This window comes from Kitasatospora sp. NPDC058243, assembly GCF_042882025.1.
Taxonomy (GTDB): Bacteria; Actinomycetota; Actinomycetes; order Streptomycetales; family Streptomycetaceae; genus Kitasatospora.
In genome coordinates this window covers 221303-241485 of record NZ_JBHVWW010000001.1, presented here as the reverse complement: position 1 = coordinate 241485, position 20183 = coordinate 221303, and the positions used below count along the sequence as shown (strand labels likewise).

Here is a 20183-nt window from a genome sequence, read left to right as displayed (position 1 = left end):
GGAGGGAGCCGTTTTGTGTCCCTCCTCCCCCCTCCCGCGCAACCGGGCAGGAATGGCGACGGGGCACTTGCGGTCCGGCCCGGCAGGTCGGGTGACCGACCGACCGGGCGGCTATGCGGCGAGTGGCAGGTCGTCGTCGCCACGGGGGACGGCCCGGAGCCGGCCTGCCTGGGCTTGATCGAGTGCTCGGGCGAGGGCGTTGACGGCCTGGTCGGCGGAGTCCTTGAAGAGGTGGCCGTAGAGGTTGATGGTGGTCGCCAGGGTGGTGTGGCGCAGGGTCTTGGAGACGATCGCCAGAGGGATGCCTTCAGCGATCATGATGCTGGCCGCGGTGTGCCGCAGGTCGTGCAGGCCGGTGTTCGGCAGGTCGAGGTCGCCGGTGCGTTTGCGGAGCTGGTCGAGGACCCACCGGGGCCGCAGCGGTGTTCCGCCCGGGCGGGCGAAGACGAGGCCTTCGAGCCGGCCGTCGGAATAGGCGGCCATCTGGAGGGCGGCCTGGCGGTGGAGGGCAGCCATGACTCTGGGGGGAGAGGCTGATCCAGGCGCGGCTGGCCTCGGTCTTGGGTTCGCGGAGGTGGATCGTGCCGTTGTCGATGGCGGCGAGGGTCCAGCGGACGTAGAGCTTGCGGTCCATGAGGTGGACGTCCGACCAGTGCAGGGCCAGGGCCTCGCCGCGGCGCATACCAGTGCCGAGCATGACCTCGAACAGATCGGTCAGCTGGTCCGCGTACTGCTCTGCACCGTGCTGCAGGAAGGTGGCTGCCTGTTCGGGGGTCCAGCAGATGCGTTCGGCGGCGCGGGGCCTGGCCGGCACGGAGTGCTTGGCCGGGTTGTAGCGCAGCCCCCACGAACGCACCGCGGCGTTCAGCGCGTTGCGCAGCGTGGACACGGCCCGGTAGACGGTGATGCGCCCGCGGTTGGCCTCCAGCTGGGCGGTGACCCAGGCGTCGACGTGCTCCGGGCGCAGATCGAGGAGCCGGAGGTGGCCGAAGGCGAGGATGGGGTCCCGCTCGACGCACGCGGCGTGGCCGGCCGACCACCGGCGGCGGCACGCACGAGCTCGGGTTCCGAGACGGTCTGGCGGTTGCGGTCAACGCCTACGCCCGCGAGCAGCAGCTGCTGATGCCGTCCGACCCCGACTTCACCCCCGCCCAGCTCGGCGCGGGCCTGACGGCGGTCGTGTCGGTGAAGCTCGATCGCCCCGAGTTCGAGGGGTGCACCCGCGACAGACTGGGCAACGGGCCTGTCCGTGCCTGCGTCGCCGAGGCCGTCCGGGAGCACCTGGCCGCCTGGCTCCGCGCCGACCCGGCGCAGGCGGCCGCCGTCCTCGCCCGGATCTCGATGACCGCCCGCCGCTGACAGCGCACCGAAGACACCGAAGCCCAGGTCGGGGTTGGGTCCCCGGCCTGGGCTTTTCGGTGGGTGCAGACGATCCCGGCGACCCCACCAGCCACCGGGCGCCACGGTCGTCGGGGCCCGGCCCGCCTTCGGCTACTCCGGGACGAGGACCGCGACTCCGGTCACGCGGCCCGCGGCGAGGTCGCCGAGGGCCGCGTCGGCGTGCCGCAGCGGGTAGCGGCGCACGTGGACCACCGGGCGGGTCCGGGTGGCCTCGGCCAGGTAGGCCTGTCCGTCGGCCCGGGTGTTGGCGGTGACGCTGCGCAGCGTGCGCTCCTGGAACAGGTGCCGCTGGTAGTTCAGTGGCGGGATGTCGCTGAGGTGGATGCCGGCCACCGCGAGCGTGCCGCCCCGGTCCAGCGCCGCGAGGGCGACCGGCACCAGTTCGCCGACCGGGGCGAAGAGGACGGCGGCGTCCAGCGGTTCGGGGGGCGGGTCGTACGAGTCGCCGGCGAACTCGGCGCCGAGCTCCAGCGCCAGCCGTCGGGCCTCCGCACCCCGGGTGAACGCGGCCACCCGGGCGCCCCGGGCGAGGGCGAGCTGGGCGGTCAGGTGCGCGGACGCGCCGAAGCCGTAGATGCCCAGGAGCCCGCCCGATGGCAGCTCGGCCCGCTCCAGCGCCCGGTAGCCGATGATCCCGGCGCACAGCAGCGGGGCGAGCTCCTCGGCGGGCGGCCCTTCGGGCAGGCGGTGGGCGAAACGGGCGTCCGCGACCACGTGGCGGGCGTAGCCGCCGTGCCGGTCCCAGCCGGTGTAGCGGGAATCCGGGCAGAGGTTCTCCCGCCCGGTCCGGCAGTACCCGCAGCTGCCGCAGGTCCGGGCCAGCCAGGCCACCCCGGCGCGGTCCCCGACGGTGAACTCCTCGACCGCGGGACCGGCCGCGCGCACGCGCCCGACCACTTCGTGCCCCGGCGAGCACCGCGCCATCCGGGGAGCGAGGTCCCCCTCGGCCAGGTGCAGGTCCGTACGGCACACCCCGCACGCCTCCACTTCCACCAGGATCTCCTGCGGTCCGGGCGCGGACAGCGGCCGCCGCTCCCACACCAGCGGCCCCGGGCGTGCCGTACCCACCGGCCCCGGCTGCGCCACGACCCAGGCCTCGGTCTCTCCCGGTGCTGCGTGTGTGGTGTCCATCGCCGCCTCGTGTGTTGCTGCCCCTGCTCTTCAGGATCATCCCGGCGGGGCCGCCGTGCACACGGGCCCTGCGCCGCCCCGCTTCTGCGCCGCCTCGCCGGACAGTCGTGGAGGACCCCCGTCCGCGCAGTCAGGTCCGTTCGTTCGGCTGTCTCCTGCTCGGTGTGCTGCTCGTCCCCGGACCCGGCGGGGCCGAGGGAGTCGAGGCGTCTGCGGCTGCGCCGGCTGCGTTGGATGCGACGGATCGCGTCGACGTTCTCGTCGGGGTGGCCAGGAGGATCGTGGCCAGGGTGAGGGCGGCAGCCAGCCAGGTGGTGGTGTGGAAGGCGTCGGTGAAGGCCTGGGCGGTTTCCGGGGAGGCGCCCGCGTCCAGTGGGGACGATGACGTGCCCGGGGGGAGGAGCAGTCGGTAGGCCACCGTGGTGACCGTGCCGAAGACGGCGATCCCCAGGCCGGCGCCGGCCTCGTAGGCGACGGACTCGATGCCCGCCGCCGCGCCTGCCTGGGAGGACGGCGCGGTGGTCATGATCAGGTTCGAGGCGACCATCTGGACCAGGCCGTGGCCGAACCCGATCAGGGCCAGCCCGAGCGGGACCACCGTGCCGGAGGCGGCCAGCACGTATCCGGTCGCCGCGAGCAGCAGGCCGGCGGGTACGCCCGCGCGCGGTTGTCCCAGGCGGGAGAGGAGCAGTCCGCCCACCGGCCCCGCCACCGTCGCGGCCAACGGCATCGGGATCAGGTACAGCGCGGCGGCCTCCGCCGACAGTCCCTTGGCGATCTGCAGGTACTGCACCAGCTGGAGTTCGAAGCCGACCATCACCAGCACCGGCAGTACCGAGGCCACCACTCCGGCGCGCAGCCCGGGCAGCCGGAACAGGGACAGGTCCAGCATCGGGTGCGGCATCCGCTGCTGCCGTCGCACGAACAGCACCAGCGCGGTCAGGCCCGCCGCCGCCGGCAGCACCACCTCCGGGATGCCGACGCCGTCGTGGGTGAAGGCGATGATGGCGTAGGCGCAGCCCAGGAATCCCACCATCGAGAGCAGGGGCGAGGTGGCCTCCCACGGTTGCCGTTCGGACTCGACCTCGTTGCGCAGCAGCAGTGCCACGGCGGGCACGGCCAGTGCCACGATCGGCAGGTTGACCAGGAAGATCGAGCCCCACCAGAAGTGTTGGAGCAGGAAGCCGCCGGCCACCGGTCCCAGTGCCGAGGCGCCGGCGGCGACCGCGCTCCACGCTCCGATGGCCACCGCGTGGTCTCGGCCGTCGCCGAAGGTCTGCCGGATCAGCGCCAGCGTGGCCGGGATGATCATCGACGCGCCGATCGCCAGCAGTGCCCGGGCGCCGATCAGGGCCGGCGGACCGGGTGCCAGCGCGCACAGCGCCGAGGCGGCGCTGAAGACGGCCAACCCGGCCAGCAGCAGCCGCTTGTGCCCGATCCGGTCGCCCAACGGCCCGCTGACCAGCACCAGTCCGACCATCAGGAGCGAGTAGACGTCGACCGCCCACAGCAGTTCGGTCGGGGAGGCCTGCAGTTCGTGGGCGAGGGTCGGGACGGTGATGGTGAGGATGGTGACGTCCACGGCGGCGGGCAGGAAGCACAGCAGCACCACGGTCAGCACCAGCCAGCGCCGGGCCGTCCCGACCACGGGCAGCGTGCTGCTCACCGGCCGAGGTCCAGAGCCGTCCTGGCTCGGTCGATCAGGTCGTGCAGTTCGGCGAGGCTGGGCGCGTAGAACATGCAGCTCAGTCTGCCAGTTTGAAGGTCCGTCAGCTCGGTCGGGACCACGCCCCGGTCGGCGTGTCGGGGTGAGGCCACGAGCGGTCCGAGCAGACGCAGCACTTCCGGCAGGTACAGCCCGGCCGGAAGGCCGTAGAAGTCGTAGTTGCCGACCGCGTGGGTGTCGAGGTAGCCGGGGCCGATGAGGTGCTCGCCGAACTCGTGCACGTGACTCGACCCGGTACGGCGGGCGTTGAGGTCGTGCAGGTAGACGACGCCGTCGCGGGCGATCGCGTCGATGCCGAAGCGCCCGCGGTAGCCGCGCCGTTGCATCTCCTCGGCCAGCCGGAGTCCGCCCTCGGTCAGCGGGCGGTACCACCATGCGCGGCGCAGTTCGCGCGCGGTGACGTTGCCGCGCAGGTGCGTGGCGCCCTCGAACAGCATGTCGGTCGTGTAGCAGAGGTGGGGCGGGGCGTCCGCCGGCACCATGTACTCCACGGACGGGAAGGTGATGTCGCCGTGGAGGAACTCCTCGACGACCACCGGGTCCTCGTCGTAGAACGTGCTTCCGGCCAGGCGTTCGGCGATGTCGTCGTCGCCGGGCCGGAAGATCAGCAGGCCGAGGCTCGCCTCGCCGCGGTCCGCCTTGACGATGCACGGTGTGCCGGTCGCGAGCATGTCCCGGACGGCGGCCGGCACGTCCTGCTTCCCGGCGCAGTGCGTGCCGGGCGGGATGCGGCAGGGTCCGTCGGTCATGCCGAGGTCGGTGGCCAGGTCGCGCAGGCCGGTCTTGGTGTCCAGCAGGTCGCGCAGGGACTGCTGCGGCGGGCTCTCCGGCAGTTCGGTCACCACGTCGTACCGGGTGCGCAGGGCTTCGGTGAACCGCCACAGGTCGGCGGTGGTGGTGTGCGGGATCAGCCGGAGTCTGCGGCCCGGCCCGGCGTGGGCGGCCACGGCGGCCATCAGCTCGGGATCGGCGAGCATGTCGGCGAACAGCGAGCCGGTGCGGCCCGCCGGGCTGAGGTTCACCACACCGTCGATCTCCAGGAACTTCCGCTGCCAGTCCAGGTCTCCGATCGGCTCGTAGGTGATGAGCATCTTGTCCAGCGGTCCCCAGAACAGCGCCTGGTCCTGCTGGGCGTAGCACTCCGACAGCAGTTCGTCGACGTCGTCGGCGCGGACGGCGAAGTCGCGCAGGGTGTCGACGGCGTTGCTCACGCAGAGGGTGGGTACGGTCACGGCTTCTCCTCGTGCAGATCGTGCAGAAGTCCGTCGCCCTGGGACACCAGGTCGACCGCGGCCGAGACCACGTGCCAGAAGAGCTCCTTGCCCAGGGCGGCGGTGGAGCCCGAAGTGCTGGACAGGACGCCCTGGTTGGTCGTGCGGCTCACGTCGGCGGGGTGCAGGTAGATCCCCGGGCGGGGTGGGTCGGCGTGGTCGGGCCGTGCGGGCGAGACCAGCTCCGGGCGGAGGTAGAGCATCAGGCTGGTCTCGGTGATCCCCGCGTGCTCGGCGTGCCACCCCGGGAAGAGCGGCACCCGCCCGGCGAGCCAGTCGGTGTCGACCAGGCTCCACCAGCTCAGCGCGACGAACTCCTTGCCCGCGGCCGCCGGCCGTCGGCCCACCTCGTCGAGGGCCTCGAAGAGGAACGGCTCGTTCTCGAAGTGGCCGTTGACGACCAGCAGTCGGCTCCACGGCAGGGCGCACAGCGACTCCAGCGCGTCCTCCAGGAAGGCCAGCAGGGACCGACCGCGCACGTAGACGGTGCCGGGGAAGGCCAGGCCGCCGCCGCTCTGCGGAAGCGACCGCGCCGCGATGGACTGCGTCGGCAGGGTCAGGGCGTTCAGCTCGTAGGCGATCTGTCGGGCGAACGCTTCGGCGAGCACGGTGTCCACGGACAGCGGCAGGTGCGGACCGTGCTGTTCGGTGGCTCCCACCGGCCACACCACGGTCCGCCCGGTGGTGGCCGCCAGGACGTCGGCGCTGCTCAGGTCGCACAGCTGCGGTCCGGCGCTGCGGGGGGTCATGGCCGCACCTGCCCGGATCGGTTCGCGCCGGTGGCGGGTTCGAGGCCCCGGCCGGTGTTCCCGGCGTTGGTAATCCCGGCGTTGACGTTCCCCGTCCCGGTGTTGTCCGTTCCGGTGGTCTCGGCCACGATCCGGGTGAGCGTGGGGTACATGTCGGTGTGCAGCGCGGTGTACACCTGGGCCACCACCGCGCCGACCGCCAGGTAGTCGTGCACGTCCCGGCCCGACTGCACGCCGCCGGAGGCCAGCACGGGAAGGGTGAACCCGGCTCGGCGCAGCTTCCACAGGGAGGCCAGCACGAGCGGCTTGATGCCCGGTCCGGAGTAGCCGAACACGCCGCCGAGTTGGAGGTCACCGGTCTCCGGGTGCACGGCGGCGGCGGGCAGGGTGTCGCTGATGGTCACCGCGTCGGCGCCGGCCCGGGCGGCGGCGAACGCCCGGGCGTGCAGGCCCTCCCCGCTGGCCAGCTTGACCGAGAACGGCACCCGCGTCGCAGCGCGGGTGGCTGCGGTGTAGGCGTGCACTCGCTCGGGGGTGTCGTCGAGGCCGTCCTCCTCGTTGAGGCAGGAGATGCCCAGTTCCAGTGCCCGGCAGCCCGTCGCCTCCACGCGGGCCGCCAACTCGGCGAGTTCCGCCGGGCTGTCGGCGTGCAGCGACGCGATGACCGGCAGCCCGTCCCTGGTCAGGTCGCGCAGGATGCGCACCCAGTGCTCGACGGACCGTTTGGAGTAGGTGGTGCTGTTGATCATTCCGGTGGGCAGCCTGACGAGGCGCTCGTCCAGGCCGATCGGCGGGTTGGGGTGGATGGTCTTGGTGACCACCGCGCCCGCGCCGGCGTCCAGCAGCCTGCGGATGTTGCGCTCCTGGTCGGTGAGCAGGCCGGAGCCGACCACGACCGGATTGGCCAGGTGCATCCCCAGCAGGTGGGTCGGGGCCTCCATGTCAGGCCGCCGCCCTGGTCCGGCCCAGCGCCGCGAGCACGCCGTCGACCAGCAGCGCCGGGTCCTTGGCGATCTCCTTGGCGGACAGGAACGTTGCGGCGGCGACCTGGGCGAGTCCCTTGAGCAGGTGGCTGGCCGACTCGGAGAAGGGCTGGTCGGTGATGCCCACGATGGGGCGGCCCAGCGCGCTGGCCCACCCCAGTTCGATGTGCGTGCCGTCCGTGCGCAGCAGGGTGCCGTCGAGCACCGGCAGGACCGGCACGAACACATCGCATTCGCGCATCCATGCGTAGTCGCGCACGGACACCTCCTCGGGGGTGAACGAAGCGGTGTCGGCACCGAATCGTTCGGCCACGTGCGCGGACAGCACGGTGGCGCCGGCCTGCCGCGACTGGTCGATGGTCAGTCTCAGGAAATCGTGGATCGGCGCCGCCATCCCGCCGGGCACCAAGGCGTGCTGGATCGGGCCGCCGACGAACACGGTGACGCCGCGCAGGGCGTCGGGGGTGACTTTCATGGCGTTTCGAAGCTCCTTCGAAGGAGTCTGCCGACAGCCGCGCAAGGAGGCGGACTTCGGTCGGCAGGAAGCAGAAATGGTCAGCGCTATCGACAGAAGTGGTCAGCGCCATCGGATGGTGCGCTCGCAGTGAACGGGGAGGAAGCCGGGGGTGAGGCCTGACGCTGCCACCGGGGAGCCCGATGGCGTTCCCGTTCCCGCGCTCTGTGTCCATCCGGACAAAGGGACGACCTCAGGCTAGTTCGGGATGATTCACCAGGACAAGAAGCATATGCGCCAGACGGAGATGCGTCTCAAATTGCACAAAAGGTGCATAGCTGCCGCTCGGCTGTCGATCGCGGCCCGCTCGGGAGGCGCGTTGCGGGCCGGTTTTCGCGGGTGTACGGACCGTGTGCTCGGAAATGGCCGAATCGCCGTCGAACTAATGTGCAAAAGAATTGTCGAATCCGGTGTTCGAAGGTGCGTGGCGGGTAAATCGTCGACCATTGACAGGTGATAAGGCCTCGGCTAGCTTCGATAAAGCGTGAATGGCCGGCGCCGCCTTGTATTTCGATCGGCGTCGGCCCGCTTTCGGCCCGACCGTTTCCGCGATCTCACTCGCCTTTCCGCACGCCGGACACCCGGTCGCCGCCTGTTCGAATGAACCCACCCAGAGGGGAAGTTCTGGTGAATCCTTTGCAGACCATCAAGCGAATTCTGCACTCCGAGGTGCTGGTGGAGGTGCCGATCGACCGGATGCGACTCGACGACAGGCTGCGCGAGAATTACGGCATGGACTCGCTCGGTTTCGTGGAACTGCGCGTGCAGTGTGAAGAGGCGTTCGACATCAGCATCCCCGACGAGGCCATCGCGGCGGGGGAGTTGTCCACCCTCGGCGATGTGCTGGCACTGGTCGAGCGGCTGTCGGGGGCCGACCGCCCCCCGGCCACCGCGTGAGCACGGCCCCGGTCGCCGGTGACGACCACGCCGGGGACCGGACCGGTGTGCTGTTGCGCGGCACGGACCTGCACCTCAACCACTACGGGTCGGCCCGGCTCCCGTTCGCCTGCGTGGGCGGCAGCGGCCTGCACCTCGACGTGGTCGACCTGAGCCCGGAACGCCGGGGCAGGCGGCTGCGGTTGCTGGACGCCAGCGGCGGCTACGCCAGCGCCACCCTGGGCGGCGACCACCCCGTCGTACGAGCGGCGCTCGCGCGCAGCACCGGAGTCGGCAACGTCACCGACGAACTGGGCTCGCTGGAACGGGCGGAGCTCCTCGACCGGCTCTTCGGCCCCGGCGGGCTGTGGACCGACCACTTCCCCGCGGGGCGGTACCACGTCAGCGGACGCAACTCCGGCTCGGAGGGCAACGAGTTGGCGCTGCGGCTGGTGCTGGAGTCCCGCTTCGACGGCCGGCGGCTGTGCCACCGCCCGGGCAAGGAGCAGCGCGACACCATCCTGGCCTTCCACGGCGCCTGGCACGGCTGGACCAGTGGGCTGGTGCAGCTGCTCAACCGCAGGTACTACCGGGCCGGGCTGCCCGGCGCGGACACCGCCGGCCCGTACGGAGTCCGGGTCCACCACATTCCGTTCGGCGACCTCGACGCCCTGACGGAGTACTTCGCCGAGTCCGCCGACCGGCTGCTGGCCGTCGTGGTCGAACCGATCCAGGGCGACGCGGGCATCCTCGCGCCTCCGCCCGGATACCTGCGCGAACTCGCGCGGCGGTGCGCGGCCGACGGCGTGCTGCTGGTGGCCGACGAGGTGCTGACGTTCGCCAAGACCGGCAGCTGGTTCGCCATGCGCGACGCGGACGGGCCGGTGCCCACCGACATCACCGTCATCGGCAAGTTCCTGGGCATGGGCACGGTGTCCACCTCGATGGTGATCGCCCGCAAGGAGCTGGCCGTCCGCTCCTCCGGCGCCGTGACCACCTCCGACCTGCGGCCACCGAACTGCGCGGTGATCCGCGACGGCATCGAGCACATCGAGACCGAAGGGCTGCTGCGACGCTCGGCCGACGTCGGCGTGGACCTGGCCAAGCATCTCGACGACGCCCTGGTGGGCCGCCACCCGGACGTGTTCACCGAGGTCCGCGGGAGCGGGGTCATGCTCGGCGTGGAACTGACCGCCGCGGCCGCGGACCGGATCGGCGCGCTGCGCCGGGAGTTGATCGAAGCGGGCGTGTACGCGGAGTTCATGGCGGGCGCGGGCAGACGCTCCGGCGGCCGGCGCTACATCCACCCCACCCTGCGGATCGTGCTGCCGCTGATCACCACCGGGACGCAGGCCGACGAGATCGTGGACCGGGTGGCGGCAGGCGCCCGGGCCCTGTGGTGAGCGGGGGGTTCCGCACCCGGGTCGAGCACGTCGACACCGACGCGACCGGGATCGTGCACTTCTCCCGCTACACCTCGCTGATGGAGACCGCGGGCACCGAACACCTCGAAGCGCACGGCGCGGGTCTGACCGCCTTCGGCGCGGCCGACGTCGACCTGGTGGTCGCCGACCTGCGGGTGACCTACCTCAACAGCGCCGTGTACCGCGACGTGATCATCGGGGACACCCGGGTCGACCACGTCGGCGCGGCCTGGTTCGCCCTCGCGGTACGTCTGCTGCGGGAGGAGCAGGACGGCACCCGCACCCCGCTGGTGGCCGGCGACCTCGTCTTCGCCGCCGTCGCCCCCGACACCCGGCGCGTGGTGCCCCTACCGGCACCGCTGCGACAGGCCCTGAGAGGAATCGTCCCGGATGCGACACCCGAACGAAACGGCACCCCCTCCCGTCACGGTCCGCGAGGCACGTCCGCTGGGCACCTCGGCCATCGCCGCCCTGGTGCGCGGACGCCACCCCCGCCTGTTCATCGACCGGGTTCTGGACCATGAGCCCGGCGTGTTCCTGCGCAGCATGTTCGCCGTCTCGGCGGAGATGGGCGCGCTGTCCGGGCACCTGCCCGAGCGCGGCCTGACCCCGGGGCTGATCCTGCCCGGCAGCCACACCATGCAGGCCTTCGCCCAGTCCGGCGTCCTGCTCTACCAGTTGAGCAGCGATCCGCTCGCCGACGACGAGGTCACCCTGGTCGGCACGGTCAAGTCCCGGTTCCTCGCCCCGGTCGTGCCCGGCGACCAGGTCGTGCTCGACGTCCGCGCGGACCGGCTGTCCGGCCCCACCTTCGCCTTCTCCGCCGTGGTGACCGTGGAGGGCCGCTCCGTCGCCGGGTTCCGCGGCGCGATGAGCCGGACGAAGGTCGACCCCGCGGCGGCCCGGCCGTGGTGACCCCGGTGATCACCGGACTGGCCTGGGACACCCCGCTGGGCCGGGACCAGGAGGCGGTGTGGGAACGGCTGTGCGCGGGCGACTCGGCGCTGGCGCCCGTCCACTCGCCGCACCCCCTGCGCAACACCGCCGCCGCCGTCATCGCGTCGGTGCCGTACGGGACCGGGGCGGGCGAGCGCCAGCGCGCGCTCGCCGGGCGGACGCTGTCCGCCGCGTTCGCGGACGCCGGCCTGTCCACCACCGACCCCGAGGTCGGCCTCGTCCTGGGCACCAGCTTCGGCGCCTGCCTGGACGAGGCGGAGCCGACGCTGCACGCCTGGGCCGACGACGCGGCGGCGGGCATCGGGCACCCGGGCACCCCGGTCTGCGTCATGACCGCCTGTTCCGCCGGGTCGGACGCGATCGCCGTCGCGCACGCCCTGGTGCGCTCGGGCGAGCGGCGGGTCTGCGTGGCGGGCGGGGTGGACGTGGTCACCGAGGCCAAGAGGCTCGGGCACTCCGCGTTGGGCACGATGAGCCCCACCGGACTGCGGGCCTTCGACCGGGCGCGCGACGGGATGCTGCTCGGCGAGGGCGCGGCCTTCGTGGTGGTCGAACACCCCGACTCCGCCCGGGAGCGCGGCGCCCGGGTGCACGCCCGGCTGCGCGGGGCCGGTGCGGCCAACGACGCCGCCGGGCTCACCGCGCCGGACCCGTCCGGGCGCGCCGTGCTGCGCGCCGTCGAACGCTGCCTGGCCTCCGCGGGCCTGGCACCCGCGGACATCGCGGTGGTCAACGCCCACGGGACCGGCACACCGCTCAACGACGAGGTCGAGGCGCGCAGCCTGCTCGAACTGTTCGGAGCCGACGGCCCGTTGGTGTTCGCCACCAAGGGGGCGTTCGGCCACAGCCTGGGCGCGACCGGGGCCGTCGAGGCCGTGGCGACGGTCCTGGCCCTGCGCCACCGGCAGGTCCCACCGGTCCTCGGGCTGCGCGATCCGGTGGCACCGCTGCGGCTGGCCACGGAATCGGCGCGAGCCGTCGGCCCCGGCGCCGGACTGAGCCTGACGCTGGGGTTCGGCGGGTTCAACACGTGCCTGCTGTTCGAAGGGGTGAGGGCGTGACACACGTGCCGACGGGCACCCGGATGCTGGGCTCGGCGACGGTGGTCGCCGACGACCCGGACGAGTACGCGGTGAACAAACCGTCCTTCTACGCCGACCCGGCGGCCTGGCTGGTCGCCGAGACCGTGGACCGGGCACTGGCGGACTGCGCCGAACCCGTGCTCGACGACGCCGCCGACACCGGGATCCTGGTCATGAGCGCGACCGGGAGCGAACGGACGATGCGCCGCATCGCCGACTCGCTGCCGAAGTCCCGGGTGTCGCCGCTGCGCTTCGCCGGAGCGAACCCGGGCGTGCTGGCCGGGCTGCCCGCCCTGCGTCACGAGTTGCGCGGTCCGTCCCTGCTGCTGGCGGCGCACCCCGACCGAGTCACCCCCGTCGCGTTCACGGTGATCGGCGGCTGGCTCGCGGACGGCCACGCCCGGCACGTGCTCCTGGTCGGCCTGCAACCCGCCGGGGGAGAAGGGCAGTTGTGTCGCTGCCTGGTCCTGACCAGCGCCCGGGACGAGCGGTGAACGGCCTCACCCGGTCCGAGGTGGCCGACTTCCTGACCCGGGTCGAGGCAATCCCGGCCAGTACGGGCGGCGGCGCTCCGGCCGGGGTGGACGACGTGCTGGCGGACCTGGCCGGGCTGGGCCTGGCGCCGGGGGACGCGGTGGTGCTCTGCCTCGCCAACGGAGTCGAACTGCTGCGCGTGCTGCTCTCGTCGCTGCTGCTGGGCCTGGTGCCGCTGGCCGTGCCGCCGAGCACGCCGTGGCAGCGGGTGCGCGCGCTGGCCGGGCATGTCGGGGCCGGCGTCGTGGTGACCACCCGGCTGGCCGGCGCGGGGCCGCAACTGCCGGTGGGCGGCGCGTTCGCCGTGCCGACCGGGCACCCCACCACCCCGTACCGGCCGGGCGAGATCCTGCTGTCCACCTCCGGCACCTCCGGGATGTTCAGCGCGTGCGTGCACCGGGTGGCCTCGCTCCTGCACAACGCCCGCCTGCACGCCGGGGCCACGGGCATCACCCCGGCCGACACCCTGCTGGTGAACCTGCCGCTGTACTACTCCTACGCCCTCGTGGCGCAGGCGTTCGCCGCGTACGTGACCAAGGCGCGACTGGTGCTCGACGGGCCGCCGTTCTCGCCGGCCGGGTACCGCGACGCGGTCACCGGGCGCGGGGTCACCCACTCGGCCGTGACCCCGACGATCGCCCGCCAACTGCTGGCCGACCCCGGGCTCGTGCCACGCGGCCTGCGGGCACTGGCGGTCGGCGGGGACCGGCTCGCACCTGCGGAGGTGGCCCGACTGCTGGCCGCGCGGCCCTCCGCGGAGCTGTACCTGACCTACGGGCTCACCGAGGCCGGACCACGCGTGTCGACCCTGGCTGCGCACGCCGAGCCCGCGCACCGGTACGGCTCGGTCGGCCGCCCGCTGCCGGGAGTGCGCGCGTCACTGCGCGGGGTGCAGGGCGACGTGGGCGAACTGCTGGTCGAATCCGGCACCGTACTGCTGCGCCGGGTCGGGCAGCACAGCGGCAGAGTCCTGCTGGGGCCGCGGACCATCGCCACCGGGGACGCCTTCTCGATCGACGACGGCTATCTGACCTTCCACGGACGCCTGTCGGACTTCGTGGTCCTGCGCGGCGAGAAGGTCTCACTGAACACCGTCCGGCAGGCCGCGCACGCCATCCCGGGGGTCGTGCACTGCGTGCCCGAGGTGGTGAACGAGGACGGCACGCAGGTCCTCCACGTCCACCTGTCCGTCACCGGCACCCTCCCCGGCGGGGAGAAGGCACTACGCCACCTCCTCAACTCCCAGCTGCTGCCCGCCGAACGCCCGCGCGCGGTGTTCGTCTCCACCGCCGACCCGGAGGCCTTCCGCAAATGACCCTCCGCCTCGGCTGGACCGTCCCGACGGCCCTCTCACCCGCCGGACTCCGCGCGTTCGCGGTGACCGCGGAGAGCCTCGGGTACGACCACCTGTCCGTCCCCGAACACCTGGTGTCCGGCGTTCCCGCCTACGAGAGCCTGACGCTGGTGGCGTTCCTGGCAGCCGTCACCACCCGGATCGAGCTGGCGACCGCGATGACGATCCTGCCGCACCGCCCGGTGGTGCTCGCCGCCAAGCAGACCGCGCAACTGGCCCACCTCAGCGGCGACCGACTGCGGCTGGGCATCGCCATCGGATCCGACGCCGCCGAGTCCGCCGCCCTCGGCGTCGCCCCGGGCACCCGTGCGGCACTGTTCGAGGAACAGGTCCATGCGCTGCGCCTGCTGTGGACGCGGCCGGACGCGGACTTCGCCGGCGAGCACGTCGCGTTCTCCGGCGTCACCCTCACCCCCCGGCCGCGTCCCGTACCCCTCTGGATGGGCGGCGGCACCCTGCGCACCGGAGGAAGACCCGGCTCACTGCGCCGGATCGCCACCCTCGCCGACGGCTTCACCATGTCCGGCCTGCTCGCCAACCGGGTCGACCGCGGTGCCGCACTCATCGCCGAACTGCGGACGGCGGTGACGGAAGCCGGCCGCGACTGGAGCGCCTTCGGCATCGAGGCCCGCCTGCGCCCCGCCCCCGGCCGGCCGGACACCTGGCGCTCCCTCGCCGACGCCTGGCGGTCCGCCGGCGCCACCCACCTCACCGTCACCACCGACGACCTCTCCCTGCTGGCCCCACTGCACGCGGCGCTGACCGGGTAGCACGCCGGCTCAGGGGGGTGAAGTCGTTCGGCTCGCGCACATCAGCTGAGCTGATGAGTTATCGCCGTCATCCTTTCGGGCTTCATGGCAGCAGGTGGTGTTTCCTTACCTGTCGGTCAGGCGAGAGCCTGCTGCGCACTCCGGCGTTCAACTCCGCGCTCCAGCAGGTCCTGCGTGAGTGGTGCGCGTTCCTGGACAGCCCCGCGAGCCGCTACGTGCCGACCGAGGCGGCCTCGGGCGGGCAACTGTACGCCTACGAGGCCGTGCACACCGGCATCGGCCAGGGCCAGTACAACGGCACGGTGCCCCTGGGCACCATGCACACCCTGCTCGGGTACGAGATGAACGACACCGCGCGCTGACCACCTACATGATCTCCACCACCGACCACTCCGGTGCCCGCGCCGCCACCCTCCAGGCCGCCGCCGACCTCTTCGGCCCCGACAGCACCGCCTCCACCACCGTCGCCTCCACCTGGTCCGCGGTGAACGTCGACAGCTGACCCCACCGGCCGGGCGACCCCTGCCTCCGCCCGTGCGGCGCTTCACCTGGATGGTCGAAGGATGTCCCGGCCTTCAGCCCGGGGAGGAATCCGGTTTTCCGTGTGGCGGGTCAGGGGCGGCCGTTTTGCTGCCAGGCGGACCGGTGTCCACCAATCCGAGTGCGAACACTTTTTTGTCAGACCGTCAGGCTATGGTGCCGGGCATGGAGATCACCGCGCAGAACACCGGCCCGACATCCGGCCTCCGTCCTGTGATGGACAGCCGCCGACCGCATTCTGCACGGTGATCGTCAAATACTCACACGCGAGATTCAGGGGCGAGAACATGTCACGGACCGAACTCCACCGACGACGTGCCGTCATCGGGCTCATAGCCGGCGCGACGCTGATATCCCTCGCCGGATGCGGATCGTCGAGCCCGGCCAAGAGCGCCACCGCACCGGGGGCCGCGGTCTCGACGTCCGCGGGTGCGGCGACGACTGACGCGGCAGCGCCCGCAGCGGCGGGCGCCCCCACCGGCCCGCCGGCGAAGGCTGGCAAGGGCAGCGCCGACGTGACCTTCAGCGGCGTGGAGTCCGGCTCCATCAAGGCCGCAGACAGCACCTGCACCGTCATCAAGGGTGAGCTGACGTCCTTCCAGGCGCCGTCGGACCAGAACGCCGGTGGCCCGAGCGTCGCCGGCGTCGAGTCGGGCACCGGCTGGATGATGCCGGTCAGCACGGCCGCCCACGTCGGCGGCTACGTGAAGAACAACGCGACCGGCGTCAAGGCGACCAAGACCGGCGACAGTTGGACGGTCACGCTGACGGACACGGAGGTGGCCGCCACCTACGACCTCGGTCAGACGGTCACGCTCAACGGAACGATCATCTGCGGCCAGGTCGTCAGCGCCGGCTGACCGGCCGTAGAACGGGACCTTGTGCCGAACGCCGGGGGGAGCCACCAGACCAGAGGCTCCCCCCGGCCATAACTCGACCGAGCGTGCGGGCGCATCCCCGGATGCGACCGCCGGACGACCCCTCACGTACCTCTTTGGTGTCCTAAGGTGTCGATCTCGTAAGCCTGTTGAAGGATGGACGGGTCCTCATCCGGAGTGATGATCCCCCGGTGGCGGCGCTGACAGGCTGGCTCGTGGCGAACTCCTGTTCGCCCGAGTGAAGGGAAGCACCATGTCTCGTCGTCTGACCAGTGCCCTGATCGCAGCCTTCTGCCTGGCGGTGTCCGCGTCACCCGCCTCCGCCGCCGTGGCGGGGGCCGAGGACTCCGCAGCTTCGTCGGCCCGCCCGCGTGGCGGTCCGCTGCAACTCGCCCTCAACGGGCTGACCGACGCCAAGGCGGTGTCCGCGATCGCCGAGGTGCGTGACGGTGACCAGCGGTGGCGCGGCACCACGGGGGTGACCGACCTGGTCGGTCAGGCGCCCGTCCGTGGTGACGGCCGGTTCCGGATCGGCAGCGTCACCAAGACGTTCGTCGCCACCACGGTGCTGCAACTGGTCGGCGAGCACCGGCTCGGCCTGGAGGACTCGGTGTCGAGCCACCTGCCGGGGCTGGTCCCCAACGGGCAGAACATCACCGTCCGCCAGCTGCTCAACCAGCGCACGGGCCTGTTCGACGCCACCAACGAGGGCACCGATGTCTTTCCCAACCTCAACGACCCGGCCGTCTTCCGGACGTGGCTGGCCCAGGGCGGGTTGAACCGCACGTTCACCGCGCGTCAGTTGGTGGCCGCATCCGTCTCCCACGCCCCGTACTTCGCGCCCGGCACCCAATGGGGCTACTCCAACACCAACTTCGACATCCTCGGTCTGATCATCGAGCAGGTCACCGGGCACCCCTACGGACAGGAGGTCGGTCAGCGCATCCTGCGTCCGCTCGGGATGACGAAGACCACGGTCCCCGGCCGCTCCACCACGATCCCCGGCCCGCACGCCCACAGCTACTGGACCACCGTGGACGGCGCCGGCACTGGGAACGTCAAGAAGACCGACATCGACGTCACCGACCAGAACCCCTCCTGGGCGGGCGCCGCCGGAGAGATCATCTCCACCACCGATGACCTGATCCGATTCCAGCAGGCCCTGCTGAACGGGAAGTTGCTGCGCCCGGCGGAGCAGCGCGAGATGACCACGACGTTTGAGACCGTGCCGGGCTCGCACGACATCGACTACGGGATGGGGCTGGCGCGGGTGCAGCTCTCCTGCACCACCGTGCTGGGCCACAACGGTGGCACCTTCGGCTTCACCACCCAGCTGTGGGGCACCGCCGACCGCCAGGTCGCGCTCTCCTACACCCCGCGGGGCGATGACGCCGAGCAGACGGCGCAGAACGAGGCGGGCAACAAGTTCCTCGACGCCGTCTTCTGCGGCGCCCACTGAACGTCCGCCGGGGGCGGGTCGGGCGTGTCGATGATCGGCACTCCTGATTCAGCGTCAATTATCGCTACGGTCAGCATATTTGGATGGCGTTGGCGCCGATAGCATGCGCTGACGAATGGTCGTGGTGAACGGAGGAAGAGATGGACGGGTCGGCAGACGAACGGCTGGGGCGTCGCCACCTGCTCGCCCGGGCCGGTGCGGTGGCGGTCGGCGGTGCGGTTGCCGGCCTGGCCGTCGGGCCCGCCGAGGCGGCGGGCCACCAGGGCCCGGGTCCGGCGGGAGGTGGGGGCGGGCCGGAGGGCCGGCCGTTCGGGCCGGTCACGGTCCGCCCCGATGACTCCCGCTACGACAGCCTGCTGCGGGGCGACAACTACCGTTTCGTCGGCCGGCCGGAGGAGATCCGCCTGGCCGGCTCCACCGAGCAGGTGGTGCGGGCCGTCGCCGACGCCGTCCGCTCCGGGCGCCGGATCGCCGTGCGCAGCGGCGGCCACTGTTTCGAGAACTTCACCGGCGACCCGGCGGTGCAGCTCCTGCTGGACCTCTCTCCGATGGACGCCGTCGGCTTCGACCCCGCGATGGGTGCGTTCGCGGTGCAGCCGGGGGCGACCCTCGGACGCGTGTACCGGACCCTGTTCAAGGGCTGGGGTGTGACGATCCCGGCCGGCGGCTGCCCCGAGGTGGGCGCGGGCGGGCATCTGGCCGGCGGCGGGTACGGTCCGCTGTCCCGCGCCTACGGCTCGGTCGTGGACTACCTGTACGCCGTGGAGGTGGTGGTGGCCGACCGGGACGGGACCGTCCGGGCGGTGGTCGCCACCCGGGACCCGGACGATCCGAACCACGACCTGTGGTGGGCCCACACCGGCGGCGGGGGTGGCAACTTCGGCGTCGTCACCCGCTACTGGCTCCGCTCCCGTGACACCCCTGGCCCTGGCACCCCCGACCCCGAAACTTCCGGCCCTGGCACCCGCTCCCACGGCGACCCCGCGGCGCTTTTGCCGCGTGCCCCGGGCGAGCTGCGGAGGTGCCTGGTCGCCTGGACCTGGGACGAGAAGATGACGGAACGGGCGTTCACCACCCTGCTGCGCAACTACGGGACGTGGCACGAGCGCAACAGCGAACCGGGCACCCCCGCGGCGAACCTGTACGCCGTCCTCATTGCCGGACACCGCAAGTCCGGCACCCTTGAGCTGGTCGTGCAGATCGACGCGGGCGTTCCGGGTTCCGACGCGGTGCTCACCGACTTCGTGCGCGCGGTGACCGCCGACGTGGGTGCCACCGAACCCGCCACCCTCCGGGGCACCATGCCCTGGCTGCCCACCAGCACCTGGCCGGGGACGGGCGAGGCCGGCAACTCGATCACCCGGCGCTACAAGGACAAGGCCGGCTACCTGCGCCGCTCCCTCACCGACACCCAACTCGTCACCGCCTACCGGCATCTGACGAACGGCGCGGGCGGTACGGAGTGCGGCCTGCTCCTCGTCGGCTACGGCGGCCAAGTCAACGCGGTGCCCCCCTACGCCACCGCCGTCGCCCAGCGCGACTCGGTCATGAAGGCCGTCTACTACACCGTCTGGGCCGACGAGTCGGACGACGCGGCCCATCTGGCCTGGGTCCGCGACTTCTACCGCGAGGTGTACCGCGACACCGGAGGCGTCCCCGTCCCCGGCGAGGTCAGTGACGGCTCCTACATCAACTATGCGGACACCGACCTCGCCGACCCGGTGTGGAACACCTCCGGCACCCCGTGGCACACCCTCTACTACAAGGACAACTACCCCCGCCTGCAACAGGTCAAGGCCCACTGGGACCCGTGCAACATCTTCCGGCACGCCCTCGCCATCGAACCGCCCGACCGGAGGCCGTAACGAAAGCCCCGGGGGAGGCGCGCCGGAGGTTCACTCGCACGAGTGATTGTTACGCTGTGCACATTGCCGGACACTCAAAGTATTCGGGGGGCTCATGGGGGCTCTCCCGGTGCGAGGGGAGCCGTCATGGCCGCAGCCGAATCTTCCTCCATCGAGGTGCCGCGGATCGCGAGCAGTTCGCAGCCCGCCGACCGGGACCAGGGCCTCGCGGCGATCGGCGGCAACGTCGGCGCCGTGTGGCGGGGGTGGTGGACGTGGACCCCGGGAAACGGGACGTTCAACCTCCAGATCGCCTGGAACGTCATCGGGATCGACTCGACGGTCGTCATCACGGCCTCCGAGATCGACGGGAACGGGCACCGGTTCGTCGGTGCGGCGCCCTTCCAGGTGTCGAGCATCGCCCCCAGCAACGGACTGGTGACGTTCAAGATCAACATCGGCTGGAACAGCCCGCTGCCGATGCGCACCGACGTCCTGGTCTTCAACTGAGCGCCGGTCCCCGGCCGCCCCGGACACGCAGGCCGGGGACCGTGCCGATCCGGTGACGACAAGCATGGCCCGGCCCCGGGGGGGTTTTGGGTTTTCCCCACCCCCCCCCGATGACCACTTTTCCCCTCGGGGAACGGTTCCCCCTCACCCCCCCCCGCCCCCCCCCCCCCCACCCACAGG

Annotated in this window: 21 protein-coding genes and 2 pseudogenes; 15 read left to right on the top strand and 8 right to left on the bottom strand. The window is 72.1% G+C overall.

What is annotated here, in order from left to right; genetic code table 11:
• Positions 1 to 111: 111 nt before the first annotated feature.
• Together ACFVX9_RS00995 and ACFVX9_RS00990 are read right to left on the bottom strand one after the other, a co-directional pair.
• Positions 112 to 516, bottom strand: a complete 405-nt coding sequence (locus ACFVX9_RS00995) for a tyrosine-type recombinase/integrase (protein ID WP_387979731.1) — start codon at positions 514 to 516, stop codon at positions 112 to 114.
• A gap of 25 nt (positions 517 to 541) precedes the next feature.
• Positions 542 to 814 (bottom strand): annotated as a pseudogene (locus ACFVX9_RS00990) (tyrosine-type recombinase/integrase); the annotation flags it as partial.
• Between the two features lie 230 nt (positions 815 to 1044).
• Here ACFVX9_RS00990 and ACFVX9_RS00985 point away from each other — a divergent pair.
• Positions 1045 to 1359: pseudogene (locus ACFVX9_RS00985) on the top strand (DNA gyrase subunit B); the annotation flags it as partial.
• 132 nt (positions 1360 to 1491) lie between these two features.
• Here ACFVX9_RS00985 and ACFVX9_RS00980 read toward each other — a convergent pair.
• The 6 genes from ACFVX9_RS00980 to ACFVX9_RS00955 form a co-directional block, all read right to left on the bottom strand.
• Positions 1492 to 2532, bottom strand: coding sequence for a zinc-dependent alcohol dehydrogenase family protein (locus tag ACFVX9_RS00980; protein ID WP_387979729.1), 1041 nt, complete (start codon positions 2530 to 2532; stop codon positions 1492 to 1494).
• A gap of 130 nt (positions 2533 to 2662) precedes the next feature.
• Positions 2663 to 4198, bottom strand: a complete 1536-nt coding sequence (locus ACFVX9_RS00975; RefSeq protein WP_387979727.1) for an MFS transporter — start codon at positions 4196 to 4198, stop codon at positions 2663 to 2665.
• Positions 4195 to 5490 (bottom strand): hypothetical protein, encoded by a 1296-nt coding sequence (locus ACFVX9_RS00970; RefSeq protein ID WP_380369231.1) that lies wholly within the window; start codon positions 5488 to 5490, stop codon positions 4195 to 4197. Before ACFVX9_RS00970 ends, ACFVX9_RS00975 begins: the two co-directional genes overlap by 4 nt.
• Entirely contained in the window at positions 5487 to 6278 is a 792-nt protein-coding gene (locus tag ACFVX9_RS00965) for a creatininase family protein (RefSeq protein WP_380369229.1), read from the bottom strand. Before ACFVX9_RS00965 ends, ACFVX9_RS00970 begins: the two co-directional genes overlap by 4 nt.
• Positions 6275 to 7219 (bottom strand): dihydroorotate dehydrogenase, encoded by a 945-nt coding sequence (locus ACFVX9_RS00960; RefSeq protein WP_380369226.1) that lies wholly within the window; start codon positions 7217 to 7219, stop codon positions 6275 to 6277. Before ACFVX9_RS00960 ends, ACFVX9_RS00965 begins: the two co-directional genes overlap by 4 nt.
• 1 nt (position 7220) lies before the next feature.
• Complete coding sequence (locus ACFVX9_RS00955; RefSeq protein ID WP_063351995.1) at positions 7221 to 7736, bottom strand: nucleoside 2-deoxyribosyltransferase; 516 nt, start codon at positions 7734 to 7736, stop codon at positions 7221 to 7223.
• Positions 7737 to 8402: 666 nt separating this feature from the next.
• Here ACFVX9_RS00955 and ACFVX9_RS00950 point away from each other — a divergent pair.
• The 14 genes from ACFVX9_RS00950 to ACFVX9_RS00885 all read left to right on the top strand — a co-directional run bounded on the left by ACFVX9_RS00950 (position 8403) and on the right by ACFVX9_RS00885 (position 20003).
• A complete protein-coding gene (locus ACFVX9_RS00950) occupies positions 8403 to 8672 on the top strand; it encodes an acyl carrier protein (RefSeq protein WP_244293790.1) in 270 nt (89 codons plus the stop codon).
• Complete coding sequence (locus ACFVX9_RS00945; RefSeq protein ID WP_380369222.1) at positions 8669 to 10054, top strand: aminotransferase class III-fold pyridoxal phosphate-dependent enzyme; 1386 nt, start codon at positions 8669 to 8671, stop codon at positions 10052 to 10054. The genes ACFVX9_RS00950 and ACFVX9_RS00945 overlap by 4 nt, the downstream gene beginning before the upstream one ends.
• Entirely contained in the window at positions 10051 to 10599 is a 549-nt protein-coding gene (locus tag ACFVX9_RS00940; protein WP_380493269.1) for an acyl-CoA thioesterase, read from the top strand. Before ACFVX9_RS00945 ends, ACFVX9_RS00940 begins: the two co-directional genes overlap by 4 nt.
• A gap of 7 nt (positions 10600 to 10606) precedes the next feature.
• Positions 10607 to 10990 (top strand): polyketide dehydratase, encoded by a 384-nt coding sequence (locus tag ACFVX9_RS00935; protein ID WP_350876226.1) that lies wholly within the window; start codon positions 10607 to 10609, stop codon positions 10988 to 10990.
• Positions 10991 to 10995: 5 nt separating this feature from the next.
• Complete coding sequence (locus ACFVX9_RS00930; protein WP_387979723.1) at positions 10996 to 12093, top strand: beta-ketoacyl synthase N-terminal-like domain-containing protein; 1098 nt, start codon at positions 10996 to 10998, stop codon at positions 12091 to 12093.
• Positions 12090 to 12608 (top strand): polyketide synthase, encoded by a 519-nt coding sequence (locus tag ACFVX9_RS00925; RefSeq protein WP_380562839.1) that lies wholly within the window; start codon positions 12090 to 12092, stop codon positions 12606 to 12608. The genes ACFVX9_RS00930 and ACFVX9_RS00925 overlap by 4 nt, the downstream gene beginning before the upstream one ends.
• On the top strand, positions 12605 to 13963 hold the full coding sequence (locus ACFVX9_RS00920; RefSeq protein ID WP_387979720.1) for a class I adenylate-forming enzyme family protein: 1359 nt from the start codon (positions 12605 to 12607) through the stop codon (positions 13961 to 13963). Before ACFVX9_RS00925 ends, ACFVX9_RS00920 begins: the two co-directional genes overlap by 4 nt.
• Positions 13960 to 14772, top strand: coding sequence for a TIGR03619 family F420-dependent LLM class oxidoreductase (locus ACFVX9_RS00915; RefSeq protein WP_387979718.1), 813 nt, complete (start codon positions 13960 to 13962; stop codon positions 14770 to 14772). Before ACFVX9_RS00920 ends, ACFVX9_RS00915 begins: the two co-directional genes overlap by 4 nt.
• 53 nt (positions 14773 to 14825) lie before the next feature.
• A complete protein-coding gene (locus tag ACFVX9_RS00910; protein WP_387979716.1) occupies positions 14826 to 15134 on the top strand; it encodes a phophatidylserine decarboxylase associated domain-containing protein in 309 nt (102 codons plus the stop codon).
• Between the two features lie 8 nt (positions 15135 to 15142).
• Entirely contained in the window at positions 15143 to 15274 is a 132-nt protein-coding gene (locus ACFVX9_RS00905; RefSeq protein ID WP_387979714.1) for a M4 family metallopeptidase, read from the top strand.
• Between the two features lie 325 nt (positions 15275 to 15599).
• A complete protein-coding gene (locus tag ACFVX9_RS00900; RefSeq protein WP_380369199.1) occupies positions 15600 to 16172 on the top strand; it encodes a hypothetical protein in 573 nt (190 codons plus the stop codon).
• 271 nt (positions 16173 to 16443) lie between these two features.
• Positions 16444 to 17649 carry a serine hydrolase domain-containing protein gene (locus ACFVX9_RS00895; RefSeq protein ID WP_387979712.1) on the top strand — a complete coding sequence of 402 codons (1206 nt, stop codon included), beginning with the start codon at positions 16444 to 16446 and terminating at the stop codon, positions 17647 to 17649.
• A 140-nt stretch (positions 17650 to 17789) separates the two neighbouring features.
• Positions 17790 to 19514: an FAD-binding oxidoreductase gene (locus tag ACFVX9_RS00890; RefSeq protein ID WP_387979710.1), complete on the top strand. Its 1725-nt coding sequence runs from the start codon at positions 17790 to 17792 to the stop codon at positions 19512 to 19514.
• A gap of 126 nt (positions 19515 to 19640) precedes the next feature.
• On the top strand, positions 19641 to 20003 hold the full coding sequence (locus tag ACFVX9_RS00885) for a hypothetical protein (protein WP_380369192.1): 363 nt from the start codon (positions 19641 to 19643) through the stop codon (positions 20001 to 20003).
• Positions 20004 to 20183: the final 180 nt, after the last annotated feature.